Annotated in this window: 25 protein-coding genes and 1 pseudogene; 23 read left to right on the top strand and 3 right to left on the bottom strand. The window is 43.0% G+C overall.

Features of this window, described 5'->3' with window-relative positions; all coding sequences use genetic code 11:
- Window positions 1-113: 113 nt before the first annotated feature.
- Window positions 114-1,380, bottom strand: a pseudogene (locus tag FXF62_RS06230) (ISL3 family transposase).
- A 336-nt stretch (window positions 1,381-1,716) separates the two neighbouring features.
- Here FXF62_RS06230 and FXF62_RS06225 point away from each other — a divergent pair.
- The 17 genes from FXF62_RS06225 to FXF62_RS06140 all read left to right on the top strand — a co-directional run bounded on the left by FXF62_RS06225 (window position 1,717) and on the right by FXF62_RS06140 (window position 16,234).
- The gene (locus FXF62_RS06225) at window positions 1,717-2,163 is read left to right on the top strand and encodes a LytTR family DNA-binding domain-containing protein (protein WP_149518082.1); all 447 of its coding nucleotides are present in this window, start codon (window positions 1,717-1,719) and stop codon (window positions 2,161-2,163) included.
- Window positions 2,164-2,168: 5 nt separating this feature from the next.
- Window positions 2,169-2,834 (top strand): LiaF transmembrane domain-containing protein, encoded by a 666-nt coding sequence (locus tag FXF62_RS06220; protein ID WP_149518081.1) that lies wholly within the window; start codon window positions 2,169-2,171, stop codon window positions 2,832-2,834.
- Window positions 2,835-2,969: 135 nt separating this feature from the next.
- Entirely contained in the window at window positions 2,970-3,158 is a 189-nt protein-coding gene (gene rpmB, locus FXF62_RS06215) for a 50S ribosomal protein L28 (protein WP_001140948.1), read from the top strand.
- 145 nt (window positions 3,159-3,303) lie between these two features.
- Window positions 3,304-3,669 (top strand): Asp23/Gls24 family envelope stress response protein, encoded by a 366-nt coding sequence (locus tag FXF62_RS06210; protein ID WP_005591747.1) that lies wholly within the window; start codon window positions 3,304-3,306, stop codon window positions 3,667-3,669.
- A gap of 2 nt (window positions 3,670-3,671) precedes the next feature.
- A complete protein-coding gene (locus tag FXF62_RS06205; protein WP_149518080.1) occupies window positions 3,672-5,336 on the top strand; it encodes a DAK2 domain-containing protein in 1,665 nt (554 codons plus the stop codon).
- A gap of 263 nt (window positions 5,337-5,599) precedes the next feature.
- Window positions 5,600-6,190 carry an SP0191 family lipoprotein gene (locus tag FXF62_RS06195; protein WP_149518078.1) on the top strand — a complete coding sequence of 197 codons (591 nt, stop codon included), beginning with the start codon at window positions 5,600-5,602 and terminating at the stop codon, window positions 6,188-6,190.
- A gap of 148 nt (window positions 6,191-6,338) precedes the next feature.
- On the top strand, window positions 6,339-6,515 hold the full coding sequence (locus tag FXF62_RS10755; RefSeq protein WP_185774118.1) for a hypothetical protein: 177 nt from the start codon (window positions 6,339-6,341) through the stop codon (window positions 6,513-6,515).
- 183 nt (window positions 6,516-6,698) lie between these two features.
- Window positions 6,699-7,574 (top strand): ABC transporter ATP-binding protein, encoded by an 876-nt coding sequence (locus FXF62_RS06185; protein ID WP_149518077.1) that lies wholly within the window; start codon window positions 6,699-6,701, stop codon window positions 7,572-7,574.
- Window positions 7,575-7,586: 12 nt separating this feature from the next.
- Window positions 7,587-8,321, top strand: a complete 735-nt coding sequence (locus FXF62_RS06180) for an ABC transporter permease (RefSeq protein ID WP_149518076.1) — start codon at window positions 7,587-7,589, stop codon at window positions 8,319-8,321.
- A gap of 4 nt (window positions 8,322-8,325) precedes the next feature.
- The gene (locus FXF62_RS06175; RefSeq protein WP_149518075.1) at window positions 8,326-9,432 is read left to right on the top strand and encodes a sensor histidine kinase; all 1,107 of its coding nucleotides are present in this window, start codon (window positions 8,326-8,328) and stop codon (window positions 9,430-9,432) included.
- Window positions 9,429-10,028, top strand: coding sequence for a response regulator transcription factor (locus tag FXF62_RS06170; protein ID WP_149518074.1), 600 nt, complete (start codon window positions 9,429-9,431; stop codon window positions 10,026-10,028). Before FXF62_RS06175 ends, FXF62_RS06170 begins: the two co-directional genes overlap by 4 nt.
- A 160-nt stretch (window positions 10,029-10,188) precedes the next feature.
- Window positions 10,189-11,889: an acetolactate synthase large subunit gene (locus tag FXF62_RS06165; RefSeq protein WP_048766450.1), complete on the top strand. Its 1,701-nt coding sequence runs from the start codon at window positions 10,189-10,191 to the stop codon at window positions 11,887-11,889.
- Window positions 11,882-12,358 carry an acetolactate synthase small subunit gene (gene ilvN, locus FXF62_RS06160; protein WP_005591757.1) on the top strand — a complete coding sequence of 159 codons (477 nt, stop codon included), beginning with the start codon at window positions 11,882-11,884 and terminating at the stop codon, window positions 12,356-12,358. Before FXF62_RS06165 ends, ilvN begins: the two co-directional genes overlap by 8 nt.
- A 217-nt stretch (window positions 12,359-12,575) precedes the next feature.
- Entirely contained in the window at window positions 12,576-13,598 is a 1,023-nt protein-coding gene (ilvC, locus tag FXF62_RS06155; protein ID WP_149518073.1) for a ketol-acid reductoisomerase, read from the top strand.
- A 66-nt stretch (window positions 13,599-13,664) separates the two neighbouring features.
- Window positions 13,665-14,915 (top strand): threonine ammonia-lyase IlvA, encoded by a 1,251-nt coding sequence (ilvA, locus tag FXF62_RS06150; RefSeq protein ID WP_149518072.1) that lies wholly within the window; start codon window positions 13,665-13,667, stop codon window positions 14,913-14,915.
- Between the two features lie 93 nt (window positions 14,916-15,008).
- Window positions 15,009-15,908, top strand: coding sequence for an SPFH domain-containing protein (locus FXF62_RS06145; protein ID WP_149518071.1), 900 nt, complete (start codon window positions 15,009-15,011; stop codon window positions 15,906-15,908).
- A gap of 110 nt (window positions 15,909-16,018) precedes the next feature.
- Window positions 16,019-16,234: a capsule biosynthesis transcriptional regulator gene (locus tag FXF62_RS06140; protein ID WP_001130035.1), complete on the top strand. Its 216-nt coding sequence runs from the start codon at window positions 16,019-16,021 to the stop codon at window positions 16,232-16,234.
- Window positions 16,235-16,331: 97 nt separating this feature from the next.
- Here the strand turns inward: FXF62_RS06140 and FXF62_RS06135 are convergent, their stop codons facing one another.
- Window positions 16,332-17,072, bottom strand: coding sequence for an amino acid ABC transporter ATP-binding protein (locus FXF62_RS06135; RefSeq protein WP_149518070.1), 741 nt, complete (start codon window positions 17,070-17,072; stop codon window positions 16,332-16,334).
- Window positions 17,069-18,634, bottom strand: a complete 1,566-nt coding sequence (locus tag FXF62_RS06130; RefSeq protein WP_149518069.1) for an ABC transporter substrate-binding protein/permease — start codon at window positions 18,632-18,634, stop codon at window positions 17,069-17,071. Before FXF62_RS06130 ends, FXF62_RS06135 begins: the two co-directional genes overlap by 4 nt.
- A gap of 130 nt (window positions 18,635-18,764) precedes the next feature.
- Between FXF62_RS06130 and FXF62_RS06125 the strand changes: the two genes are divergently transcribed.
- From FXF62_RS06125 to sufD, 6 genes are all read left to right on the top strand, one after another.
- Window positions 18,765-20,660: a DUF2207 domain-containing protein gene (locus tag FXF62_RS06125; protein ID WP_149518068.1), complete on the top strand. Its 1,896-nt coding sequence runs from the start codon at window positions 18,765-18,767 to the stop codon at window positions 20,658-20,660.
- 88 nt (window positions 20,661-20,748) lie between these two features.
- Window positions 20,749-21,591 carry an undecaprenyl-diphosphate phosphatase gene (locus FXF62_RS06120; protein WP_149518067.1) on the top strand — a complete coding sequence of 281 codons (843 nt, stop codon included), beginning with the start codon at window positions 20,749-20,751 and terminating at the stop codon, window positions 21,589-21,591.
- A gap of 111 nt (window positions 21,592-21,702) precedes the next feature.
- A complete protein-coding gene (gene mecA / locus FXF62_RS06115; protein ID WP_149518066.1) occupies window positions 21,703-22,446 on the top strand; it encodes an adaptor protein MecA in 744 nt (247 codons plus the stop codon).
- The gene (locus tag FXF62_RS06110) at window positions 22,437-23,609 is read left to right on the top strand and encodes a glycosyltransferase family 4 protein (protein WP_045500708.1); all 1,173 of its coding nucleotides are present in this window, start codon (window positions 22,437-22,439) and stop codon (window positions 23,607-23,609) included. Before mecA ends, FXF62_RS06110 begins: the two co-directional genes overlap by 10 nt.
- An 83-nt stretch (window positions 23,610-23,692) precedes the next feature.
- On the top strand, window positions 23,693-24,463 hold the full coding sequence (gene sufC, locus FXF62_RS06105; protein ID WP_149518065.1) for a Fe-S cluster assembly ATPase SufC: 771 nt from the start codon (window positions 23,693-23,695) through the stop codon (window positions 24,461-24,463).
- Window positions 24,464-24,504: 41 nt separating this feature from the next.
- A complete protein-coding gene (gene sufD, locus FXF62_RS06100; protein ID WP_149518064.1) occupies window positions 24,505-25,767 on the top strand; it encodes a Fe-S cluster assembly protein SufD in 1,263 nt (420 codons plus the stop codon).
- Window positions 25,768-25,798: the final 31 nt, after the last annotated feature.

The following is a 25,798-nucleotide window of genomic DNA, read 5'->3' as shown; positions in this document are numbered from 1 at the left end:
ACAAGACACCACTACTTTAACATAAAGAAAAAGTAGTGAGTACTCTCTCCCGTCGGAGATTTCTTCACTGCTAATCTTAGTATGTTTGTCAACTGTAGTGGGTTAACAAAAAGTCATACCCTGGAGAGGACCGAATTGGTTCTCTCCGTTTTGATGTTCAAAGCGATGAGAATACGTTTTTTGAAGTTTTCAAAGTTTCGAAAGCCAAAAGCGTTGCGCTTAATGACCTTGATGAGGTTGTTTGTAGCCTCTAGCTTAGGGGCAGTTCTAAAGCGTTGACAATCTTGTTCTTGTCTTTCAAAAAGGTCCTAAAGACAGTCTGAAAGATAGGATTTACACAAGCAATTCTTTCTTCAATGAGGTCAAAGAAATGGTCAGCCTGTTTTACTTGGAAATGAAAGAGTAAGAGCTGATAGAGCTTATAGTGTTCTCTGAGTTCTTGAGAGTAAGAGAGCAGTTTTTCAAGAATTTCTTGATTTGTCAAATGCAACCGAAAAGTCGGACGATAAAAGCGTTTGTCACTGAGTTTCCGACTGTCTTGTTGGATCAATTTCCAGTAGCGCTTGAGTGCCCTGTACTCGTGCGATTTTCTCTCAAATTGCTTCATGATTTGAATATGAACACGACTCATAGCCCGGCTCAGATGTTGGACAATGTGAAAGCGATTCAGAACGATTTTAGCCTTTGGAAATAGTTTTCTGGCAATGTCGTAATAGGGGCTAAACATGTCCATGGTAATGACTTTGACTTGGTTTCGGACCTGTCTAGAATAACGAAGGAAATGATTGCGAATCGTCACTTGCGTTCGCCCATCTAAGATAACTAGGATCTTTCTTGAATTAAAATCCTTTGCAATGAAGCTCATCTCTATCTGCCGATTGAAACAGTCACTTCCCTGACTGTTTCCACATCCCAGCCCATGTATTCTGTAAGGCAGGTCAGGTCTGCCTTACACTCGAATTCCTTTAGTTTTCGAATAACTGTGGAAGTGGAGACAGCCAAGCTTTCAGCGATGTCGGTCATAGAAAGCTTCTCCATTAGTTTTTTAGCGATTTTCTGCTTGACGATGGTTGCGATTTGGTGGTTCTTCTTGACTAAGGAAGTCTCAGCGACAGCCATTTTCCCGCAATCCTGACAGCGAAAACGCCGTTTCCTTAGGCGAATGAGTGTCCTGTATCCAGCGCACTCTAAATAAGGGATTTTTGATTCTTTTTGGAAGTCATATTTAGCCATCTGCCCTTGGCAGTGAGGGCATTTAGGAGCAGGATAATCCAGCTTCGAGATGATTTCTTTATGGGTTCCAGCATCTAGAGCATCTAAAATAGTGATGTGAGGGTCTTTGATTTCCAGTAGGTTTGTGATAAAATTTAATTGTTCCATATGATTCTTTCTAATGATGGTTTGGTTGCTTTTCATTATAGGTCATATGGGACTTTTTTTCTACACTCAAAAAGGCTCTATAATTCCTGCGGCGGATTTACCCACTACAGATATTATAGAGCCTATTATTGTTGGGTTCAATTCATTAAAAGAATTCGAATCCCTGCAATCGGCATATGTCTGATGAAATCGAAATCTTGCTTGGCAAGGTTTTTTTATTTCATTTTCACCTTTTAAAACAACCACTTACTGCTCCAAATTGACCACTTACTGAAAGTCCCTTGTTTCTTTTCAAGAAATTGTTATAATGAAGATAGAAAGAGGGGAGGAGTGCTTATGAAAGTTCGGATTGAGCTAGACGATCGTTTAGCTGATACAGAATTGGTGATTCGAGTATCGCGGATTGATGATAGGATTCAGAAGATTCAAGATGCTTTGAATGAAGCGACTGCTCCAGCCATTCTCTTTTATAAGGAAAATAGTGAGTATTTTGTGGACTTGGCGGAGATTCTTTTTTTCGAGACGGACGGAGCCAAAATCTTCGCTCACGCGCGCAATGATGCCTATGAGGTCAAACTCAAACTCTACGAGTTGGAGGATATATTGCCCCGCTATTTTTGCAGAATTTCTAAGTCAACCATTGCTAATGCTAGGGCGATTTATTCTCTAGAAAAGTCTTTCTCGGGTACCAGTTCCGTCCAGTTTTCTGAAACACATAAGAAAGTGCATGTTTCAAGGCATTATTATCAACTACTAAAAGAAAAGTTAAGTGAAGTGAGGTAATCATCATGAAAAAAACAATTCTAGGCGTCGGTTTTTTGGTTTTAGCCGGCTGGGTTTTGCTTCAGGGAAACTTTGGTATTCCCATGTTCAATTTTAATATCTGGCCCCTGCTTTTGGTCGGCATGTTTGCTTATTTTGCTCTGGAAAATTTCTTGGAGCGAGATTTTGGGGCTGCTCTGATCATGACGATTATTGCTCTGATGATTGCTAATTCTGCCTATCATTTCTTAGCCATCTCCACTGGTACCTTGATCATGGGTGGAATTTTGGCCTGCATTGGGCTTAACATGATTTTTAAACCGAGAAGAATCTGGGGGGTCCGTTATTTGTCTGGTAAGGGCTTGTCTACAAAGGAAGGAGAGATTTCCTTTGGCAGTGGGACTCGCTATATCAACTCGGATAATTTTATCCATGATAAAGTAGAGTGTGCTTTTGGCAGTGCGGCCGTCTATTTTGATAATGCCAGAATTTTAGGTGATTCTGCTAGTTTTGATGTGGAAGTATCTTTCGGCAGTGCTGTGCTTTACATTCCAAGCAACTGGCGAGTAGAGTTAAATGTGGACAATACTTTCGGTACGGTTGTCAATCCGCATAATGTCAATGAAAAAGACAAGACTTTATATGTGCGCGGGGATGTCGCCTTTGGAGCTTTGAAGATTGTTTACATTTAAGAAAACGGATTATTGGTCAGAAATTGCAAAGTTTGGGAAAATTTACTTGCCAAAAGCCAAGTTTTTTGATAATATAGTACGGTATGTGGTGCTAGCACATCCGTAATATTAGATCTAATAGGAGGAAACACACTAATGGCTAAAGTATGTTACTTTACAGGTCGTAAGACTGTATCAGGAAACAACCGCTCTCACGCGATGAACCAAACAAAACGCGCTGTTAAACCAAATCTTCAAAAAGTTACTGTTTTGATCGACGGAAAACCTAAAAAAGTTTGGGCTTCAGCTCGCGCGCTTAAGTCAGGTAAAGTTGAACGCGTTTAATACATGAAAGGGATTGGAAAGATTTATTCCTTCCCTTTTTTGTTGTTGAATTTTCAGACTAGACAGTTTATTTCTATCCTTCCTCTTTTACACCCTGTCTAAAATATGGTAAAATAAACTATAAAATACTTTTGAGGTACAAATGATGACTGTAAAAATCAATACAAAAGATGGTCAAATTGAACTGACTGATGATGTAATTGCAACCATCGTCGGCGGTGCAGCAACCGAAATTTTTGGTGTGGTTGGAATGGCCAGCAAAAATGCAATTAAAGACAATTTTCAAGCTCTTTTGGGTAAAGAAAACTATGCCAAGGGTGTGGTAGTAAAAACGTCTGAGGATGGTGGTATTGCAGTTGATGTTTATACCGTTTTGAGCTACGGCATTAAAATTAGTGAAGTTTCCAAAAATATCCAAGAACGCGTTAAGTTTAGTTTGGAAAATCAACTTGGAATCACTGCCCACACAGTGAATGTCTATATCCAAAATATTAAAGTTGTAGGAGAATAATCGTGTCAAATATTACTACTAGTTTATTTCAAGAAATGGTGCAGGCGGCATCAACTCGTTTAAATAAACAGGCTGAATATGTCAATTCTTTAAATGTTTTCCCAGTTCCAGATGGTGATACAGGAACCAATATGGGCATGACCATTGAAAATGGTGCCAAAGAAGTAGCTGATAAGTCAGCTTCAACAGTTGGTGAAGTGGCCGCTATCTTTGCCAAGGGACTCTTGATGGGCGCACGTGGGAACTCTGGTGTTATCACGTCTCAGCTCTTCCGTGGTTTTTCACAAAGCGTAAAAGGCAAAGCTGAGCTTGATGGACAAGCTTTGGCTCTTGCCTTTCAGTCTGGTGTAGAGGTAGCCTATAAGGCTGTTATGAAGCCAGTTGAGGGAACAATTTTGACCGTTTCCCGCGGTGCAGCTATCGGTGCTAAGAAGAAAGCTGAAGCGACAAATGATGCTGTCGAAGTCATGAAAGCGGCTCTTGAAGGAGCAAAGACTGCTCTTGCTAAAACACCAGATATGTTGCCAGTTCTCAAGGAAGTTGGCGTCGTGGATTCTGGTGGTCAAGGTTTGGTCTTTATCTATGAAGGTTTCCTATCTGCCCTGACTGGCGAATATATCGCATCAGAAGATTTCCAAGCGACTCCGGCTACGATGAGCCAGATGATCAATGCTGAACACCACAAGTCTGTAGCAGGCCATGTGGCGACAGAAGACATCACTTTTGGTTATTGTACAGAAATCATGGTGGCTTTGAAGCAAGGACCAACCTATGTCAAGGACTTTGACTATGATGAATTCCGTAATTATTTGAATGAGCTTGGGGATTCCTTGCTGGTAGTTAATGATGATGAAATCGTGAAAGTGCATGTCCATACAGAAGATCCAGGTCTTGTTATGCAAGAAGGATTGAAGTATGGTAGCCTTGTCAAGGTAAAAGTGGACAACATGCGTAACCAGCACGAAGCCCAGCTTGAGAAGGAAGAAAAAGCTACCAAGCCAGCTGAAGAAAAAGAATACGCTATTATCGCCGTAGTAGCTGGTGAGGGCTTTGCTGAAATCTTCAAGGCTCAGGGTGTGGACTATATCATTTCTGGTGGTCAGACTATGAACCCTTCTACAGAGGACTTTATCAAGGCTGTTGACCAGGTGAATGCGCGCAATATCATTTTCCTACCTAACAATAAAAATATCTTCATGGCGGCTCAATCTGCAGCAGAAGTGCTTGAGCAACCAACGACAGTGATTGAAACACGCACGCTTCCTCAAGGTTTGACAAGTCTTTTGGCCTTTGATAGTGGAAAAACCATCGAAGAGAACCATGAGCGAATGACAGCGGCTTTGAGCGATGTGGTCAGCGGTAGCATTACGACAGCGGTTCGTGATACGACGATTGATGGTCTCGAAATCCATGAAAATGATAACTTGGGTATGGTTGATGGCAAAATCCTTGTGTCAAATCCAGATATGTTAACAACTCTGAAGGCAACCTTTGCGAAGATGTTGGATGAAGACAGTGAGATTGTTTCCATCTATATCGGTGAAGATGGTGACGAGGAATTGGCAAATGGCTTGGCTCAAGATCTGATGGAAGAATATGAAGATCTGGAAGTTGAGATCCACCAAGGAAATCAGCCAGTTTATCCATATATTTTTAGTGTAGAATAATTTATTTGGGAGTGGGACAGAAATCGGTAATTAGTTAGAATTCGATTTCGTCGTCCCACCTCCGCACAGTTGAGTAGGGCTGTAAAAGTTGATGAAATCAGCGTAGTAGAGCCCACTCAACCACTGCGTCTTTGCTCGACAATCCAAAGACAATTGAGAGGCTAGGACTTTTGCCCCAGCCTCTTTGATTTTTTTATATGCAAGATTTAGACAAGATAGTGGCATTATGGTATACTGGAAAAAATAAAAAGAAAAGGTGTACTATGAAAAAGTTATTTATTCTAGTTATTTCTGCTTCTGTATTATTGACAGGATGTGTAGTTCCGAAATTTGGCAAGCATCGTCCAAAGGTTCCGGCTGAATCAAAAGTTGCTAAAACAAGTTCTAGCTCAAGCCCAAGTGACTCCTCTACGAGTGCTTCTTCTGAAAGTACAGCTATTGTCTCTAAAACCTTGGTCGGAGACCTTAAAGGTATCCATCATCGCGATACGGTGACCTATCAGGGAGACAAGCTCTTGAAACTACGAATGGAGCTACTGAGCGACTTGCCAGAAGAAGCCAGTGGAGCTGCAGCTACTATGAGCCCAGAGGAAATGACAGCTATCATCCGAGAAGGCATGGAATCAGAACCAAACTATGTGGAAGCTAGGAATATGGAAGGAGTGACGATTGAATACTCCGTAACAGCTGATAAGAAACTACAGGCCATAGTCGATCTGGATTTTGAAAAAATGGATGTAGCGAAAGCAGCGAGTCTATCTTTCTTTAAAGACTTGGGACTTAATGATATAAAAGATACCTCTCCTTCAATGTTTATCCTAGGGATGAAATTGGGCGGCTTGAAAGAAGAATAAGAATATTTAAAAGGCGAGTCATCTCGTCTTTTTTTGCTGTCTAGAAACTATGACATTTGTCATATGGTCTAGTGACAAAATCATCTAGTCGGAAGATACAGGAAGTTTTATAATACAAGTAAGAAATGAAGAAATTAGGAGTAGTTACATGAAAATATGGTTGATAAAGGTAGCAGTCTTGAGTCTTGTTGGGATGATGTTTTATCAGTTGGCGAGAATGAGCGGAGTAGGTCTTTACCGCTTTCCTTGGGAGATTTTTGCTAGCTTGGGAATGGCTAGCTATGTCCTAAAGGAAGTGGCTAAGTTAAGCAAAAGGGGAAAGTAGAAATGAAAAAGCACTTGCCCCTCTTATTCATTGGAGTTGCAATGGGTGTATGGTGTTTTCAGATGATACCGGGTTTTCTGTTGGAATTTCTACCCCGGCAATTTTATATAGGAGTATGGGGAGTGATTCTAGTTGTCTTTGTCATCTGGCCGCTCATCTATGATTTTATTAAGGAGGAAGATCATGAAATTGATTGAAGTGAAAAAGCTATCTAAAAGCATTCTGGGAAAGGAAATCTTGCGTCACATTTCCTTTGACATTGAAGAAGGGGATTGTGTGGCTCTGATTGGCCCTAACGGAGCTGGCAAAACAACTCTGATGGATTGTCTCCTAGGCGATAAATTCCTAACTTCTGGCCAAGCCCTGATTCAGGGGCTAAAGCCAACGGACAATCGCCTGAAAGAGATGGTTGCCATTTTGCCTCAGGAAAATACAGTGGTGGGGGATTTGAAAGTCAAGGAACTCCTTGCTTTCTTTCGAGCCATCTATCCTAATAGCCTGACTGAAGAGGAAATCGATTCCTTGTTGGGCTTTTCTGACAAGCAAAAGAACCAGCTAGCTTCCAAGCTCTCTGGTGGTCAAAAACGCCTCTTCTCCTTTATTTTAGCCTTGATTGGCCGTCCAAAGATCCTCTTCTTGGATGAACCGACTTCGGCCATGGATACCTCGACCCGCCAGCATTTCTGGGAAATTGTGAATCAGCTCAAGAAGCAAGGTGTGACTATTGTCTATTCTTCCCACTACATTGAAGAAGTAGAGCATACGGCTGACAGGATTTTGGTGCTCCACAAGGGTGAGCTAATCCGCGACACCACACCTTATGCCATGCGCAAGGAAGAGCAGGAAAAACACTTCACTCTGCCCCTTTCCTATAAAGAAATCGTGGAAAAGATAGCTGGTGTGACAGAGATTGAAATCAAGCAAAAGGCTCTATCTTTTGCGACCAAGGATGCCAGTCAAGTCTGGCAAATTCTGCAGGAGCATGGCTGTACGATTGAAGAAATCGAAGTCCGCAATCGCACCCTGCTGGATAGTATTTTTGAGACAACACAAGAGTAAAGGAGCAGCATCATGAAAAATATGGCAAGTTTAATGAAAATGGAGCTGATTTTGATGAAGCGGCAGGCAGCTTACTACCTGCTCTCTATCGGGCTACCCAGCGTTTTCTATCTGATCTTTTCAGGAATGATGTCAAGTTCTGATGTACCGGCGCTTGTGCTCCAAACCTATCTCTTTTCTATGACACTTTTTAGCATCATGTCTAGTGCCTTTTTCAGTATTCCCAGCACCTTGCAGTCGGACAAGACCAATAACTGGCAAAAATTGATTCAGCATTCGCCAGTTTCTATGGTAGAATATTATATATCAAAGCTTTTTAGTACTTTACTGACCTTTCTGCTTTCCATCATCGTGGTCTTCTCTGTCGGACATTTCGTTCGTGGAGTCAATGTGCCCATGATGGACTGGCTAATGATTGCACTGATTCTTTTGATTGGTAGTCTGGTCTTTATCGCCATGGGCGTCTTGGTTAGTCTCCTGCCCAGTGCCCAACTCATGTCTGTTGTGGGCAATATCGTTTATATGGCTTTAGCAGTCTTGGGTGGGCTTTGGTTTCCACTGACTATGTTTCCAGACTGGCTACAACCCATCGGCAAGCTAACGCCAAGCTATCAGCTCATGCAGGTGGTCTCTTCCTATTTGGAACACCATAACTGGAATGTCTCTGCCATGCTAATCGTCCTAGTCTACACCATTTTCTTTAGTATTTTAGTCCTTCAGCTCAAAAAACGGATTGAGGTTAAATAATTATATGTGGGAAAAGTTCCAAAACATACATCATATGTTTCATATTTCTCTGGTCTTTATCATCTTTCCGATAGCGGGTGTCATCAGTGGTGAGTACCCGCTTTTGACTTTGCTTTGGACAGCATTGTTAATAGTGGCCTATTACACCATCCTCATGGAGACAAAGCCTTTCTACCAGGCTCTATCCTGGTGGGTCATGCTTGCTTACATTTTTTACACTCCCATTTGGCTGAATGTGGGCTTCGTTTGGTATATTTTTTATTTGTCCAATCTTCTTGTTTATCATTACAATGATATTTCCCTTAAATCTTGGCGCTTTTGGAGTTTCCTAGCTGTCCAACCAGCTCTTCTGGTCGGGGTGTATCTGCAACATCAATTGAGCACTGGCTATCTGGTCTTTTTCTCAACGACCTTTCTCTTTGCGGATTTCTTGACGCTAGGTCTGCATCGTATCCAAGTTGCTGAACAGCTCAAGGAAGAAAAAAGTAAGCAAAATGCCCAGCTCAATCTTTTCTTGGCGGAAAATGAGCGCAATCGAATCGGACGGGATTTACATGATAGTTTGGGCCATACCTTTGCCATGCTCAGTGTCAAGACAGAGTTGGCCCAGCAATTCCTACAAATGGAGGCCTACGAGCAGGCGGAGAAAGAGATGGAGGAAGTGCGACGAATCAGTAAGCAGGCCATGGCTGATGTTCGACGGATTGTAGACAATCTCAAGACGCGGACGCTGGATGAAGAATTAGCAACAATCCGAACCATGCTGGAAATGAGCAATATTGACTTGGAGCTTCATAATCAGCTCAATGTCGCCAGCATCCCTACGGAAATGCAGTTTACTATTAGTATGATTTTGTTGGAGTTGGCAACCAATATTATCAAGCATGCGGAGGCCAAGAAGTCCAGAATTGATTTGTATAGTCAGAACCGAGATTTGATCTTGGAAGTTGAAGATGATGGTCGAGGCTTTAAGCGAGTGACGGGCCAAGACTTGCATTCGGTACGTGAGCGCTTGGAGGGGCTTGATGGTAGAGTGGAGGTCATCAGCAATCACAAGCCAACCATTATTCGCGTGCGCTTGCCGTATAGGGTTAAAGGAGATGAAAGATGAAGGTATTATTAGCAGAAGACCAGAGTATGCTACGGGATGCCCTTTGCCAGCTCTTGCAATTGCAGCCGGATGTTACTAGTGTTTCTCAAGTGGCAGATGGTCGTGAAGCTGTTGAGCTGCTCAAGACCAATCCAGTCGATGTGGCTATCTTGGATGTAGAAATGCCCTATCAGACGGGACTGGACGTCCTAGAATGGGTGAAGGAGCATCAGCCAGCTGTCAAGGTCATCATTGTGACGACTTTTAAGCGGCCAGGCTATTTTGAGCGAGCGGTTAAGGCGGATGTTGATGCCTATGTACTCAAGGAACGTAGCATTGCGGATCTGATGAAAACCATCCACACTGTCTTGGCTGGACAAAAAGAATACTCACCTGAACTCATGGAAGTGCTGATGACTCATAAAAATCCCCTCTCTCATCAGGAGCTTCTAGTCTTAGAAGCAGCAGCAACTGGGCTTTCTAATAAAGAAATTGCTGAAAAACTCTATTTATCAAATGGAACTATTCGTAACTATATGTCGACCATCCTGACCAAGCTAGCAGCAGACAATCGCACAGAAGCTGTCCGGATTGCTCAAGAACAAGGATGGATATAAAATAATTATCTCGCTACATTCGGATTTAGCGGGATTTTCTTATCTTTTTCAATCAGAATGAAAAAAACATCCGCGATACTTGCAATTTTTTTCAAAAATGTTATCATAGTAGAAAGCTTTTTGAATTTTTAGAAAATTGTAAATAAATGAAAGGGGAAATATGGAAAGAATCCAATTAGAAACTCCTAAGTCCGGCTCGCAGCTGGTCTTGGAAACCTTGAAAAATCTTGGTGTTGATACTATTTTTGGCTATCCTGGTGGTGCAGTCTTGCCCCTCTATGATGCTATTTATAGCTTTAAAGGTATCCGCCATATTCTTGGTCGCCATGAGCAGGGGTGTGTTCATGAAGCAGAAGGCTACGCTAAGTCTACTGGGAAAATTGGTGTGGCCGTTGTAACCAGTGGTCCGGGGGCAACCAATGCCATTACCGGTATTGCCGATGCCATGAGTGACAGTGTTCCCCTTTTGGTTTTTACTGGGCAGGTAGCGACACCAGGCATTGGTAAGGATGCCTTTCAAGAAGCCGACATTGTCGGTATTACTACTCCCATCACTAAGTACAATTATCAGGTACGGGAGACGGCAGACATACCAAGAATCATTACGGAGGCTATTCATATTGCGACCACAGGTCGTCCAGGGCCAGTCGTTATTGATTTGCCAAAGGATGTCTCAGCTCTGGATACGGACTTTATCTATGACACTCAGTTGCATCTGCCTAGCTATCAACCAACAATTGAGCCTAATGAATTACAGATTAAGAAGATTCTTAAACAGCTTTCTAAGGCAAAAAAACCTGTTCTTCTTTCTGGTGGTGGTATTAGCTATGCAGGAGCAGCAGCGGAGATGGTTGCTTTTGCAGAGCGGTATCAGATTCCAGTAGTGACCTCATTGTTGGGTCAGGGAACGATTGCGACAGATCATCCTTTGTTCTTAGGTATGGGTGGCATGCATGGTTCTTTCGCGGCTAATATTGCTATGACGGAAGCAGACTTCATGATTAGCATTGGATGTCGTTTTGATGACCGTCTGACTGGTAATCCTAAGACCTTTGCTAAAAGTGCTAAGGTGGCCCACATTGATATCGATCCAGCAGAAATTGGCAAGATCATCAGCGTGGATATTCCTATTGTAGGAGATGCCAAGAAAGCTTTGCAAATGTTGCTTGAAGAAGAGCAAGTGCACAACAATACCAGCAAGTGGATAGAAAAGGTGACACGAGACAAGGAGCGGGTGCGCTCCTATGATAAGAAGGAACGAGTTGTCCAACCTCAGGCTGTTATTGAGCGCGTGGGGGAGTTGACCAAGGGCGATGCCATTGTGGTAACGGACGTCGGCCAGCACCAAATGTGGACAGCCCAGTATTATCCTTATCGAAACGAACGTCAGTTAGTTACGTCTGGTGGTCTTGGAACCATGGGCTTTGGTGTTCCAGCAGCGATTGGGGCTAAGATTGCCAATCCAGATAAGGAAGTAGTTCTCTTCGTTGGAGACGGTGGCTACCAGATGACCAATCAAGAGATGGCCATCCTTAATATCTACAAGATTCCGATTAAGGTCATCATGCTCAATAATCATTCGTTGGGTATGGTTCGCCAGTGGCAGGAAGCCTTCTATGATGGTCGTACCTCCGAGTCAGTCTTTGACAGTTTGCCAGATTTTCAGCTGATGGCTCAGGCTTATGGTGTCAAATCCTATAAATTTGATAATCCCGAGACAATTGCTCAAGATTTGGAAGTCCTAAAGGAAGATATACCGATGTTTATCGAGGTAGATATTTCTCGCAAGGAGCACGTCCTGCCGATGGTGCCAGCTGGCAAGAGCAATCATGAGATGTTGGGGGTGAAGTTCCATGCGTAGAATGTTGACAGCTAAACTCCAAAATCGTTCGGGTGTTCTGAATCGCTTCACTGGTGTGCTTTCCAGACGTCAGGTTAATATCGAGAGTATCTCTGTCGGTGCGACCGAGGATGAAAATGTCTCTCGGATCACCATTATCATTGACGTAAATTCCCTCAATGAAGTGGAGCAGATTATCAAGCAGCTTAATCGCCAGATTGATGTGATTCGGGTGCGGGATATTACAGATCATCCTCACCTAGAGCGAGAAGTTATTTTGATCAAGGTATCAGCACCGGTTGCTAAGCGTGCAGAAATCTTGGCCATTATCCAGCCTTTCCGGGCAACGGTAGTCGATGTGGCGCCAAGCTCGATCACTATCCAGATGACGGGCGATGCAGAAAAGAGCGAAGCGCTCTTACGAGTCATCCGTCCTTACGGCATTCGCAATATCGCACGGACTGGGGCAACCGGCTTTACCCGCGATTAACACTCTCCGAAAATCTCTTCAAACCACGTCAGCTTCGCCTTGCCGTAGGTATATGTTACTGACTCCGTCAGTCCTATTGATAACCTCAAAGCAGTACTTCGAGCAACCTACAGCTAGCTTCCTAGTTTGATCTTTGATTTTCAGTGAGTATAAAACCCTACTTAAATTTGTTAAAACCGCCTAAGAGGCAATAAAAAATAGAAAAGAGAGAAAAATTATGGCAGTTCAAATGGAATACGAAAAAGATGTTAAAGTAGCAGCACTTGACGGTAAAAAAATCGCCGTTATCGGTTATGGTTCACAAGGTCATGCTCATGCACAAAACTTGCGTGATACAGGTCATGATGTGATTATCGGTGTTCGTCTTGGTAAGTCATTTGACAAAGCTAAAGAAGATGGCTTTGACACTTACACAGTAGAAGAAGCTGCTAAATTGGCTGATGTGATCATGATTTTGGCTCCAGACGAAATCCAACAAGAATTGTACGAAACAGAAATCGCTCCGAACTTGGAAGCTGGTAATGCTGTTGGTTTTGCCCACGGCTTCAATATCCACTTTGAATTTATCAAGATTCCTGCTGATGTAGATGTCTTCATGTGTGCACCTAAGGGTCCTGGTCACTTGGTTCGCCGTACTTTCGAAGAAGGCTTTGGTGTTCCTGCTCTCTATGCGGTTTACCAAGATGCGACTGGAAATGCCAAAGACATCGCAATGGACTGGTGTAAAGGCGTTGGTTGTGCCCGTGTTGGTTTGCTTGAAACAACTTATAAAGAAGAAACAGAAGAAGATCTCTTTGGTGAACAAGCCGTTCTCTGCGGTGGCTTGACAGCTCTTATCGAAGCAGGATTTGAAGTCTTGACCGAAGCAGGCTATGCACCAGAATTAGCTTACTTTGAAGTGCTTCACGAAATGAAACTTATCGTTGACTTGATCTACGAAGGTGGCTTCAAGAAGATGCGCCAATCTATCTCAAATACAGCTGAATATGGTGACTATGTATCAGGTCCACGTGTGATTACTGAGCAAGTCAAAGAAAACATGAAAGCAGTTCTTGCAGATATCCAAAATGGTAAATTCGCAAACGACTTCGTAAACGACTACAAGGCTGGTCGTCCAAAACTCACTGCTTACCGTGAACAAGCAGCTAACCTTGAGATTGAAAAAGTCGGTGCAGAATTGCGTAAAGCAATGCCATTCGTTGGTAAAAACGATGACGATGCTTTCAAGATCTACAACTAAGATTGTGTGGAAAACTCAGCTGGAATGCCAGCTGAGTTTGTTTACCTCATTTGGAAAGGAAAAGGAATGTTAACAGCAAAAGATATCGTCCGTGCTCATAAGGTTTTAAAAGATGTTGTTGCCAATACGCCACTCGATTACGACCATTACTTGTCAGAAAAGTACGGGGCAAAGATTTATCTCAAAAAGGAAAATGCCCAACGTGTCCGTTCTTTCAAAATCCGTGGTGCCTATTATGCCATTTCTCAGTTGAGCAAGGAAGAGCGAGAACGTGGGGTTGTCTGTGCTTCTGCGGGCAATCACGCTCAAGGTGTCGCATACACTTGTAATGAAATGAAAATCCCAGCGACTATTTTTATGCCTATCACAACTCCTCAGCAAAAAATTGGGCAGGTTCGTTTCTTTGGTGGTGATTTTGTTACGATTAAGCTAGTAGGAGATACTTTTGATGCTTCTGCTCGGGCGGCTATGGAATTCACACGGATGGAAAATCGGACTTTCATCGATCCTTTTGATGATGCTCATGTTCAAGCAGGTCAGGGAACGGTTGCTTATGAAATCCTAGAAGATACAGCTCGGGAGTCCATCGATTTAGACTTGGTCTTGGTACCAGTAGGAGGCGGCGGTCTCATCGCAGGAGTATCCACTTACATCAAGGAAAGCCAGCCACAAATTGAAGTGATTGGGGTAGAGGCGAATGGAGCCCGCAGTATGAGAGCAGCTTTTGAAGCAGGCGGTCCTGTAAAACTCAATGAAATTGACAAATTTGCGGACGGTATCGCAGTCCAAAAGGTAGGGGCTTCTACTTATGAAGCAACGAAAAAGAATGTAGAAACACTTATCGGTGTTGATGAAGGCTTGATTTCAGAAACCTTGATTGATCTTTATTCTAAACAAGGAATCATCGCAGAGCCTGCTGGAGCAGCTAGCGTAGCAGCCTTAGAAGTGTTGCGGGAATATATCAAAGGAAAAACTGTCTGCTGTATCATTTCGGGAGGAAATAATGACATTAACCGTATGCCTGAAATGGAAGAACGTGCCCTCATCTATGATGGCATCAAGCATTATTTTGTAGTAAATTTCCCGCAGCGGCCTGGTGCCTTACGTGAATTTGTAAATGATATTTTAGGGCCAAATGATGACATCACTCGATTTGAATACATCAAGCGGGCCAGCAAAGGAACCGGACCAGTCCTGATTGGGATTGCTCTGGCCAATAAGCATGATTATGCGGGTCTGATCAATCGGATTGAGCAGTTTGACCCATCCTTCATCAATCTGAACGGAAATGAAACTCTTTATAATATGTTGGTCTGAACCTAAAGATATTTTAGTAAAACTCTGCTTTTTAATTGCAAGCGATTGAGGAGTGTGCTAGAATATACTATATTAAATTAAGGAGATGTGATTATGTTTTTAAATTTCTTCTTTTTCTTCTTTCTCTTTTTTATCATTCTTTGTGTTTTAGCGGCATTTAGTTCGCTCTATGTCGTACGCCAGCAGTCTGTTGCCATCATTGAGCGTTTCGGCCGCTACCACAAGACCAGTACAAGTGGGATGAATGTGCGTTTGCCTTTGGGAATTGACAAAATTGCTGCTCGTGTCCAGTTGCGTTTGCTGCAGAGCGAGATTATTGTTGAGACCAAGACTCAGGATAATGTCTTTGTGACCATGAATGTTGCGACCCAGTATCGGGTAAATGAACATAATGTCACGGATGCTTACTATAAACTCATGCGACCAGAAGCGCAGATCAAGTCTTATATCGAAGATGCCCTGCGTTCCTCTGTTCCTAAACTGACCTTGGACGAGCTCTTTGAAAAGAAAGATGAGATTGCCCTAGAAGTTCAAAAGCAGGTGGCAGAAGAAATGTCGACTTATGGCTATATCATTGTTAAAACCTTGATTACCAAGGTTGAGCCAGATGCAGAAGTCAAGCAGTCTATGAACGAAATCAACGCCGCTCAACGCAAGCGGGTGGCAGCTCAGGAATTGGCAGAAGCAGATAAGATCAAAATCGTTACTGCAGCAGAGGCTGAGGCTGAGAAAGACCGTCTTCACGGGGTCGGTATAGCAGAGCAGCGGAAGGCGATCGTAGATGGTTTAGCTGACTCCATCCAAGAGCTCAAAGGGGCCAATGTTGAACTGACAGAAGAGCAAATCATGTCCATCCTCTTGACCAACCAATATCTAGATACTTTGAATAATTTTGCGGATAAAGAAGGAAATAATACGATTTTCCTTCCAGCAAATCCTGATGGAGTGGAGAGTATTCGCACCCAGATCCTTTCAGCCCTCAAAGCTAAATAAATATAGAATATTCAGAATTATTTAATTTGTTTGTTTTGGTTTTTCTAAGTTGACAAACTGTATAAAAACCATTATATTAGTATTCGAAATAAGTTAGAGAGGAGTAAGAAATGGCTAAATCAAATTTTGAAAAAGTAGAGTCAGTTGTTGGATGGGTTCGTGACAAAAAAATTACAGGTTACCGTATTAGTAAAGAAACAAACGCGCGTGAAATGTCAATTATTGCTCTTGCTCAAGGACGTGCAAAAGTAAAGAATATTTCTTTTGAAACAGCTCTTGGCTTGATTGATTTCTACGACAAAAATCATGAAAAGTTTGAAGACTAATCTTCAAAAAGTGGGGGAACCCGCTTTTTTATTTTGCGAATAAAAAAACAAGACGGATGTATTTTTTCCGTCTTGTTCTGTTTGGTTGATTGTTTATTTATTTTAAGAAGCGACGTAGGAATTCCTTGGTCCGTTCTTCTTTGGGATTGGTAAAGAATTCTTGAGGAGTGCCTTCTTCTGCGATAACGCCCTTATCCATAAAGATAACGCGGCTGGAAACATCGCGGGCAAATTCCATTTCGTGGGTCACGACGATCATGGTCAGGCCTTCTTTGGCCAAATCCTTCATGATTTTCAAAACTTCACCGACCATTTCTGGGTCAAGAGCTGAAGTTGGTTCATCGAAAAGGATAGCGTCAGGATTCATGGAAAGCGCACGCGCAATGGCAACCCGCTGTTTTTGTCCACCTGAAAGCTGTTTAGGCTTGGCCTGCCAGTAGAGCTCTCCCATTCCCACCTTTTCCAGATTTTCTTTGGCAATCTTTTCTGCCTCAGCACGTTCTCTTTTGAGTACGGTTGTCTGAGCAACGATGGTGTTTTCGAGGACATTGAGATTTTCAAAAAGATTGAAACTTTGGAAGACCATGCCTAACTTTTCGCGGTAATGAGTCAGGTCGTAATTTTCATCCAAGACATTTTTTCCGCGGTAGAGAATTTCGCCAGCAGTAGGTGTTTCGAGGAGGTTGATGGAGCGGAGAAAGGTTGATTTCCCGCTACCTGAACTTCCGATAATGGAGATAACTTCGCCCTTGTGGACAGTCAGAGAAATGTCTTTCAAGACTTGGTTCTCTCCATAGGATTTTTTGAGATTTTTAATTTCTAAAATTGTTTCGGTCATTGTTTCAATTCTCCCGTCTGCATTTGATTGGCACCTGTTGTGTAATGATCTGTGTCAAACTTCCGCTCGATGAAACGTAGGATTCGAGTGATGGTAAAGGTCAAGACGAAGTAAATGACTGCGATAATGGTAAAGGTTTGGAAATACTGATAAGTCTGAGTTGCAATCGTATTTCCTGAGAAGTAGAGCTCCACCACAGAGATAACATTGAGGACAGATGTATCCTTGATATTGATGACAAATTCATTACCCGTTGCAGGCAAAATGTTGCGGACTACCTGTGGCAGGACAACCTTGCGCATGGTTTGACCATGGGTCATTCCTAGCGCAGTAGCTGCTTCGAATTGTCCCTTGTCAACGGCAAAGATACCACCGCGGACAATTTCACTCATGTAAGCACCAGTATTGATAGAAACGATAAAGATGGCTGCAGCTGTCCGGTCAATCGAAATACCGAAAGCCTGAGCCGTTCCATAGTAGATAACCATGGATTGGACAATCATAGGAGTACCACGGAAGATTTCAATGTAAACATTGAGGAACCAACCAAATAGTTTTTGCAAGAAGGCTAAAGCCTTGTTTTTTGAAATCGGTGCTGTCCGATAAACTCCAATCAGCAAGCCGATCAGTAGACCAGCAACTGTCCCTGTGATGGAAATGAGCAAGGTCAAGCCAGCTCCACGTAAAAACTGTGGCCAGTTTTCTTTCCAAATCTTAAAAACTTTGTTGAAGAATGTATCTTCAGCATCGTCGGTATCAGTATCTACCGGTTGATTTTTAATCATCTGATCCATCAGCTGGACTTGGTCATCTGTTGAGAGTTTAGCGATAGCTGCATTAGCTTGCTCGATTCGGCTGTCGTCTTTACGCATACCGACAGCGATGGAGGCATCTTCTTCACCAACTTCAAAGCCCTCTTTGAATTGAATCATTTTGAACTTAGAGTTGGCAGCTTCGGCTGTCAGAGCTTCGGGACGTTCAGAAATGTAACCGTCAATAACACCAGATTCTAGAGCTTGACGCATTTGGGCGAAATCTCCCATGGCGGTCTCTTGCTTAGCACCTGGCAGTTGAGAAATCAGATTGTAAAGATAGACACCTTGCTGAGAGGTGATTTTAGCATCTTTGAAGTCTTTGAGGGTCTTAGCATTAGCGTAGTTGCCGTCTTTTCGAACCAGCATAACAGGCTCACTAGTATAGTAGCTGTTAGAAAAGGCGATTTCTTTTTTCCGTTCGGCAGTTGGGCTCATACCAGCGATAATCATATCGATTTTACCAGATGTCAAGGCTGGAATCAGTCCGTTCCAAGAAGTTTTTACAACTAGAGGCTCCTTGCCCATTTCCTGAGCAATCTTCTTGGCAACTTGGACATCGTAGCCATTGGCATACTGATTTGTTCCTTCGATTTTAACAGCACCATTTGAATCATCATCTTGGGTCCAGTTGAAAGGGGCATAAGCCGCTTCCATCCCAATTCTAAGATAATCATCCGCCTGAGCTACGGTAAGGGTTCCCAGACAGACGAGGAGGGCTGTCAATAAGGTTAAAATGAATTTTTTCATATTCTCTCCTAGTCCTTCTAAAATAGTTCTTTCTATTCTACCGAAAAATATTCGACTTTTCAATCTCGGTAAGCCCTTACTTGAGAAAAATGCTATAATAGGATAAAGATTTAGAAAAGGACTTTGGTTTATGAAAAGGTACTTGTCAGGAATTTTCCTTCTTCTTTTGAGTTTGTTTTTTGCTGGGACAGTGTCAGCTTTAGACTATCAAATCCAGTCTTATAATGGAGATTTAGAGATCCATGCCGATAATACAGCCACCTATACAGAAGAGGTGACTTATCATTTTGATGATGATTACAATGGCCAGATGGTTTCCCTAGGCTCAGCAGGAAAGATGCCAGAAGGCTTTGCTATTGATTCAGATCCAAAAGTCTCCGTGAAAACCAATGGAGTCGTAAAATATGACTTTGAGCCACGAGTTACAGATTTGGGAGATGGCTACGAAGTCAAGATTTACAATGCAGGTAAAGAGGGAGACACGGTCAAAGTAACAGTCACATGGAACTTGACCAATCTTCTTTTCCTCCATAAAGATATAGCAGAGCTCAAATGGACACCGATCAGTGATTGGGAAGAGGAGCTGCAAAATGTGACGATTAAGGTCTGGGGCTTGGGAACCTGGTCTTTAACAGACATGTATGTTCATACAGGTTATTTTGGTCAATCGGCCACTATAGATAGAAATCGCGCGGATTATCGGATTCAGCTATCTCATTTACCTAGTAGGAAGAAGGTCGAACTGCATGGATATTGGCATCGCCAGGCTCTGCATCAGGCGACAGAGGATCTGAGAGCGACCGACTATCTAAAGACTTTTCAAGCAGTTGAAGAAGAAATTGTAGCCAAGAGCCAGTTTTATCATCGCTTGGGAGAAGTCTATCTGCCTCTTTTGGCCTTGTTCTTGCTGATACTTTCGGGGATATTTTATCTGATCTTTCGGATGAAGATTCGCCCTAGCCAAGCTTTTCCTAAAGACGCTCGCCTCTATGAAGCTCCGCAAGATCTGGCCCCTCTCATTGTAGCGGCTAATATCTTTGCTGTGGATATGAGAGAAGTCGATCCGACCAGTGGTGGACGAGCGCATTTGAAATTTGAAAATTTGGTGCAGGCGACCTTGCTGGATTTGATGGATCGGGGCTATATAGAGCTTTTAGGAACTGCAGACAAGCCAATCCTGAAACCAATTCCTAAAAAAGGTTTGTCAGATTTTGAACGGAAATTCCTACAGATGGCATTTGGCGACCATAAACAGGCAGCTGTAGCAGACTTGTTTGAATCTTATCAGATTTCAGAAGATCTTTATAAAAATAAGAAATCAGCAGATGAAGCACGAATCCGCCAAATTGGAAATCGAATAAAAAATCGCTTTTCAACTGATTTAAACCTTTTGTCTGAACAAGTATTAAAGGAGATTCGGGAGCTAAACTTGCAGGATCACTATCGTCCTTTGAAACGAGGAGAAAAGCTTCTCTTGTGGTTGGCTCTAATGGCGAGTTTCCTTGCTTTTGGCTTGTCTCTCTTGACATTTTTTATTTATTTGATCAAGCTAGACGGTTTTATTTGGTCCTATCTTCCACTTGCAGCTGTTGCTTCGGTGTTGACCGTTCTGCTGGGCAGAGCCTTACAGCTATATCAGCGGGATGGTGTCTTGAGTGATGAGGGAGCTCATGATTTCTATCTCTGGAATAGCTTTGCGAATATGCTACGCTACATCGCTCGCCTATACGATACCGAGGTAGAGGGCATTGTCCTGTGGAACCGACTTTTGGTCTATGCTACCCTATTTGGCTATGCGGATCGGGTCAGTCGGGTCATGAAGCTGCGTCAAATTTCCTTGGAAAACGCGTCTATGAATACTTATCTACAATACAATCTTCATCCTATTTTCTACGCAAGTTCCCATAGTTTTTCAAATTATGGACACATTGCTTCGACGGCCAGTCATTTCTCGGTTTCATCAGGAGGCGGAGCAGGAGGTGGCTTCTCTGGTGGCGGTGGAGGCGGAGGTGGCGGAGCCTTTTGATAAAAAGCTTGCCAAAGCCCTTGTGAAAGCTTTTCCTCTCCTCCAATATGTGGTATAATAAATGTTAGAGTTGTTTTAGGAGTTAGATATGTTTATTATTGAAATTTTAAAGTCCATTATTTATGGAATTGTTGAAGGAATTACAGAGTGGCTACCCATTTCGAGTACCGGCCACTTGATTCTGATTCAAGATTTTATTAAGTATAAAAATGAAAATCCAGCCTTCATGGAAATGTTCAATGTTGTCATTCAGCTGGGAGCTATCTTGGCGGTTGTGGTGATTTATTTTGATAAGCTCAACCCTTTTAAACCAGGGAAAACAGCTCGTCAAATTCAGCTGACATGGCAGCTCTGGGCTAAGGTCGTCGTTGCTGCTTTGCCAGCTGCAATCATCGGTCTCTTCCTAGACGATTGGTTTGAAGCCCATTTTTATAATCTGGTATCCGTCGCAATCATGCTGATTATCTACGGGGCTGCCTTTATCTATCTGGAAAAACGAGAGCAGGTGGAACCGACTGTTACAGAATTGAGCAAACTTCCTTATCAAACAGCTCTTTATATCGGTCTTTTCCAAGTCTTATCCCTCTTTCCAGGAACCAGCCGTTCAGGTGCGACCATTGTCGGTGGTCTCTTGAATGGTGTCAGCCGACCAGTTGTGACAGAGTTTACTTTCTACTTGGGGATTCCAATCATGTTTGGTGCAAGTGGGCTGAAAATCCTGAAATTTATTATCAAGGGTAATTCTTTAGGTTTCGACCAATTATTCCTTTTATTGGTAGCGATGGGAGTGGCTTTCGGAGTCAGTCTTTATGTGATTCGCTTCCTGACAGACTATGTCAAGAATCATGACTTTACAATCTTTGGTAAATATCGGATCGGACTCGGAGTTTTGCTGTTGGTTTACGGTCTGATTAAGGTCATTATTGGCTGATCAAGGCTTGGGAAATTTTCCCAGCCTTTTCTTATTTGACCAGTTATTTTTTTGAAATAAGTTTAGAATTTTAGTATAATAGAAAGACTATGAAAGTATGAGGTTGATGAGATGGAAGTGAAACAGATTAATGACTCGACGATTAAAATCACCATCCAGTTGGAAGATTTAGAAGAACACGGAATGGAAATCGCAGATTTCCTAGTGCCCCAAGAAAAAACAGAAGAATTTTTCTATACAATCTTGGATGAGCTGGAAATGCCGGAAAGCTTCTTAGATAGTGGCATGCTGAGTTTTCGGGTGACGCCTAAGCCAGACAAGCTGGATGTCTTTGTGACGAGATCCAAGATTGATAAGAATTTGAATTTTGAAGATTTGGGCAATCTACCGGATATTGATGAGCTCAGCCAGATGTCTCCAGATGAGTTCTTAAAGACTTTAGAGAAAAATATCTTTGAAAAGAGTAAGGATGACCTTGAGGCGGTCAAATCTTTAGAGGCAGCAGAGGCTGATCAGGAGGCCTCTGTAGATTCTTCAGAAGATAGGGAAGAGAATCTAGACCGTTATGTCTACTATATTTTGTCATTTACTGATTTGCAGAGTGCAGTTTCTTTCGCCAAAACGGTTGACTACCCAATAGACCTGTCAGAACTCTATAAATATGACTCTGCCTACTACCTGACTATTTTGGTAGATTTGGAAGAGCAACCGGAGCTTTATCCAGCTTGGTTACTGGCTAAAATGCGGGAATTTGCTGAGGATACAGATATTACTCGTGCTGTCCTGCAAGAACACGGACGTCTGCTTTTGGTGACAGAAGCCATCCAACAATTGCAAAAGGTTGAATGCGTATGATTGCTTTTCCCTTAAAGTTCATTTTGGTGCTACTAGCGACATTTTTTGTCGGAGTTTTGCTGACTCCCCTCGTTCGGCTCTTGGCTTTTAAAATGGATGCAGTCGACTATCCTAATGCTCGACGAATCAATAAGAAGCCCATGCCGAGTGCAGGCGGTCTGGCGGTTGTAGCGGCTTTTACCTTGGCAACTTTGGTATTCATGCCGCAGATTGTTGGCGTCACTTTTTTTGAACAGACTTATTTTGACTATATTTGGCCAGTAGTGCTAGGAGGCTTGATTGTAGCCCTGACGGGTCTTATCGATGATATTAAAGAATTAAGTCCTTTGATGAAGTTAGGGGGGATTGTGCTGGCTGCCTGCCTGATTTGGTGGCTGACGGATTTCCGCTTGGATGACTTTAAGATTCCTTTTGGTGGTCCCCATCTCTTTTTCCCACCTTGGCTATCTTTTATTTTGACCATTCTCTGGATTGTCTCCATTACCAATGCGGTCAATCTCATGGATGGTTTAGACGGCCTTGTCAGCGGGGTCTCCATTATTTCCTTGCTAACCATGGGGATTGTTTCCTACTTTTTCTTGCCGGGCCATAATTTATTCCTAACCCTGACAATCTTGGTCTTAGTAGCCTCTATTGCTGGCTTCTTTCCTTACAATTATCATCCAGCCATTATATATGGCGGGGATACGGGGGCTCTTTTCATCGGTTTTATGATTTCGGTCCTGTCTCTACAAGGCTTGAAAAATGCGACGGCAGTAGCGATTGTCACGCCTATGATTATCTTGGGGGTGCCGATTACTGATACTTTTTTAGCAATCGTTCGTCGGACTTTGTCTGGTCAGAAATTTTACCAGCCTGACCGTCATCACCTTCATCATAGGCTCTTGTCCTTGGGGCTGACACATCGGGGAACAGTTCTAGTTATCTATGGGATTTCGATGATTTTCTCTATGATTTCCCTCCTGCTAAATGTATCGACCCGCATCGGTGGACTCCTCCTCGTGATTGGCCTTCTGCTAGGTGTCGAACTCTTAGTAGAACTAATAGGGGTTCTGGGTCCACAGAGGACGCCTCTGCTCAATATCCTGCGCTTTATCGGAAACTCCTCTTATCGAGAAGAAGTTCGAGAGAAGAGATACCAAAAGAAACACAAACAAGAATAGTTCTAAACAAAATAAAAGCCTTTTGGGCTTTTTTTTGGTATACTAAAGTATGTAAATCAGCTAAGTAAAGAAAGGAAAAAGAAATGTCTGTCTTAGAAATCAAAGATCTTCATGTTGAAATTGAAGGGAAAAAAATTCTCAAAGGGGTAAATCTTACTCTGAAAACGGGAGAGGTTGCAGCGATCATGGGTCCAAATGGAACAGGGAAATCTACCTTGTCTGCAGCCATTATGGGAAATCCTAACTACGAAGTAACTCAAGGAGAGGTGCTTTTTGATGGGGTTAATATCTTGGAGCTGGAAGTAGACGAGCGTGCTCGTATGGGACTCTTCCTTGCGATGCAGTATCCTAGTGAAATTCCTGGCATTACCAATGCAGAGTTTCTCCGTGCGGCCATGAATGCTGGCAAGGAAGATGATGAAAAAATCTCTGTCCGTGACTTCATTACTAAACTAGATGAAAAGATGGAACTGCTCAACATGAAAGAAGAGATGGCTGAGCGCTACCTCAATGAAGGCTTCTCAGGTGGTGAGAAAAAACGCAATGAAATCCTGCAGTTGCTTATGCTAGAGCCAACTTTTGCGCTTTTGGATGAGATTGACTCAGGTCTGGATATCGATGCGCTTAAGGTCGTTTCTAAAGGGGTCAACGCTATGCGTGGTGAAGGTTTTGGTGCGATGATTATCACCCACTACCAACGCCTGCTCAACTATATCACTCCAGATGTAGTTCATGTCATGATGGATGGTAAAGTCGTTCTTTCTGGCGGTCCAGAATTGGCAATCCGCTTGGAGAAAGAAGGCTATGCTAAGTTGGCTGAAGAGTTGGGCTTCAACTACACTGAGGAAGCTTAGTCAAACATTCTTTTGACTTTGATAAAAGATAGGAGAATGACATGACGAAAGAATTAATTCACGAATTTTCACAGCTTCACGCAGAACCAGAATGGTTGGCCAGTCTCCGTCAGCAGGCTTTTGACAAGATGGGCCAACTGGATTTGCCAGTTATTGAGCGGGTTAAATTTCACCGCTGGAATCTGGGAGACGGACGGATTTCTGATAGCGAGCCTTTGACCAGTGTGCCAGATTTTACGGCTCTCGGAGACAATCTCAAGTTTATCCAAATGGGAACTCAAACGGTCCTTGAGCAGTTGCCAGCAGATTTGGCGGAGCAAGGTGTGGTCTTCACTGATTTTCACACTGCTTTGGAAGAAATTCCAGAGTTGGTGGAGCAGCATTTCATGTCCGCGGTCAAGTACGACGAGGACAAATTAGCAGCTTACCATACGGCTTATTTCAACAGCGGTGCGGTGCTTTATGTGCCGGACAACGTTGAGATTGACCAGCCGATTGAAGGGATTTTTTATCAGGACAGCGAAAGCGATGTTCCTTTTAACAAGCATATTTTGATTATCGCGGGCAAGCACTCCAAGGTTAACTACTTGGAACGCTTGGAGACTTATGGCCAAGGGACTGTTCCGACAACAGCTAATATCACCGTCGAAGTCATTGCCCAAGCTGGAGCTCAGATTAAGTTTTCAGCCATTGACCGCCTAGGCGAAAATGTAACAGCTTATATCAGCCGTCGCGGTAAGCTGGACAACGATGCTATGATTGACTGGGCAATTGGCGTTATGAACGAAGGAAACGTCGTGGCAGACTTTGACAGTGACCTTTATGGCAAGGGCAGCCATGCGGATATGAAAGTAGTTGCCCTTTCCAGCGGTAAGCAGGTTCAAGGAATTGATACCCGCGTAACTAACTATGGCTGCAACTCTATCGGAAATATCCTGCAGCACGGGGTTATCCTGGAAAAAGGAACCCTGACCTTCAATGGTATCGGTCATATTATCAAAGGGGCTAAGGGAGCAGATGCCCAGCAGGAAAGCCGAGTTCTCATGCTGTCTGACCAAGCGCGCTCAGATGCTAATCCCATTCTCTTGATTGATGAGAACGATGTGACAGCTGGTCACGCGGCTTCTATCGGTCAGGTAGATCCAGAAGATATGTACTACCTCATGAGTCGGGGGCTTGATAAGGCGACGGCAGAGCGCTTGGTCGTGCGCGGCTTCTTGGGCTCAGTGATTGTAGAAATCCCTGTTAAAGAAGTCCGTGATGAAATGATTGAAAATATCGATATTATTCTCGCAAAAAGATAAAAAGCTGGGCCTTGTCCCTTGTAAGTAGATA

It is taken from the genome of Streptococcus cristatus (genome assembly GCF_008369405.1).
GTDB lineage: Bacteria > Bacillota > Bacilli > Lactobacillales > Streptococcaceae > Streptococcus > Streptococcus cristatus_G.
The sequence above is the reverse complement of the archived record's forward strand: the minus strand, read 5'-3'. Positions and strand labels throughout refer to the sequence as shown.

Bases quoted from the DNA above. Each gene is read 5' to 3' on its own strand.
- FXF62_RS06225 (WP_149518082.1), top strand. From the start codon at position 1,717: ATGAAAGTTCGGATTGAGCTAGACGATCGTTTAGCTGATACAGAATTG.
- FXF62_RS06220 (WP_149518081.1), top strand. From the start codon at position 2,169: ATGAAAAAAACAATTCTAGGCGTCGGTTTTTTGGTTTTAGCCGGCTGG.
- rpmB (WP_001140948.1), top strand. From the start codon at position 2,970: ATGGCTAAAGTATGTTACTTTACAGGTCGTAAGACTGTATCAGGAAAC.
- FXF62_RS06210 (WP_005591747.1), top strand. From the start codon at position 3,304: ATGACTGTAAAAATCAATACAAAAGATGGTCAAATTGAACTGACTGAT.
- FXF62_RS06195 (WP_149518078.1), top strand. From the start codon at position 5,600: ATGAAAAAGTTATTTATTCTAGTTATTTCTGCTTCTGTATTATTGACA.
- FXF62_RS10755 (WP_185774118.1), top strand. From the start codon at position 6,339: ATGAAAATATGGTTGATAAAGGTAGCAGTCTTGAGTCTTGTTGGGATG.
- FXF62_RS06185 (WP_149518077.1), top strand. From the start codon at position 6,699: ATGAAATTGATTGAAGTGAAAAAGCTATCTAAAAGCATTCTGGGAAAG.
- FXF62_RS06180 (WP_149518076.1), top strand. From the start codon at position 7,587: ATGAAAAATATGGCAAGTTTAATGAAAATGGAGCTGATTTTGATGAAG.
- FXF62_RS06175 (WP_149518075.1), top strand. From the start codon at position 8,326: ATGTGGGAAAAGTTCCAAAACATACATCATATGTTTCATATTTCTCTG.
- FXF62_RS06170 (WP_149518074.1), top strand. From the start codon at position 9,429: ATGAAGGTATTATTAGCAGAAGACCAGAGTATGCTACGGGATGCCCTT.
- FXF62_RS06165 (WP_048766450.1), top strand. From the start codon at position 10,189: ATGGAAAGAATCCAATTAGAAACTCCTAAGTCCGGCTCGCAGCTGGTC.
- ilvN (WP_005591757.1), top strand. From the start codon at position 11,882: ATGCGTAGAATGTTGACAGCTAAACTCCAAAATCGTTCGGGTGTTCTG.
- ilvC (WP_149518073.1), top strand. From the start codon at position 12,576: ATGGCAGTTCAAATGGAATACGAAAAAGATGTTAAAGTAGCAGCACTT.
- ilvA (WP_149518072.1), top strand. From the start codon at position 13,665: ATGTTAACAGCAAAAGATATCGTCCGTGCTCATAAGGTTTTAAAAGAT.
- FXF62_RS06145 (WP_149518071.1), top strand. From the start codon at position 15,009: ATGTTTTTAAATTTCTTCTTTTTCTTCTTTCTCTTTTTTATCATTCTT.
- FXF62_RS06140 (WP_001130035.1), top strand. From the start codon at position 16,019: ATGGCTAAATCAAATTTTGAAAAAGTAGAGTCAGTTGTTGGATGGGTT.
- FXF62_RS06135 (WP_149518070.1), bottom strand. From the start codon at position 17,072: ATGACCGAAACAATTTTAGAAATTAAAAATCTCAAAAAATCCTATGGA.
- FXF62_RS06130 (WP_149518069.1), bottom strand. From the start codon at position 18,634: ATGAAAAAATTCATTTTAACCTTATTGACAGCCCTCCTCGTCTGTCTG.
- FXF62_RS06125 (WP_149518068.1), top strand. From the start codon at position 18,765: ATGAAAAGGTACTTGTCAGGAATTTTCCTTCTTCTTTTGAGTTTGTTT.
- FXF62_RS06120 (WP_149518067.1), top strand. From the start codon at position 20,749: ATGTTTATTATTGAAATTTTAAAGTCCATTATTTATGGAATTGTTGAA.
- mecA (WP_149518066.1), top strand. From the start codon at position 21,703: ATGGAAGTGAAACAGATTAATGACTCGACGATTAAAATCACCATCCAG.
- FXF62_RS06110 (WP_045500708.1), top strand. From the start codon at position 22,437: ATGCGTATGATTGCTTTTCCCTTAAAGTTCATTTTGGTGCTACTAGCG.
- sufC (WP_149518065.1), top strand. From the start codon at position 23,693: ATGTCTGTCTTAGAAATCAAAGATCTTCATGTTGAAATTGAAGGGAAA.
- sufD (WP_149518064.1), top strand. From the start codon at position 24,505: ATGACGAAAGAATTAATTCACGAATTTTCACAGCTTCACGCAGAACCA.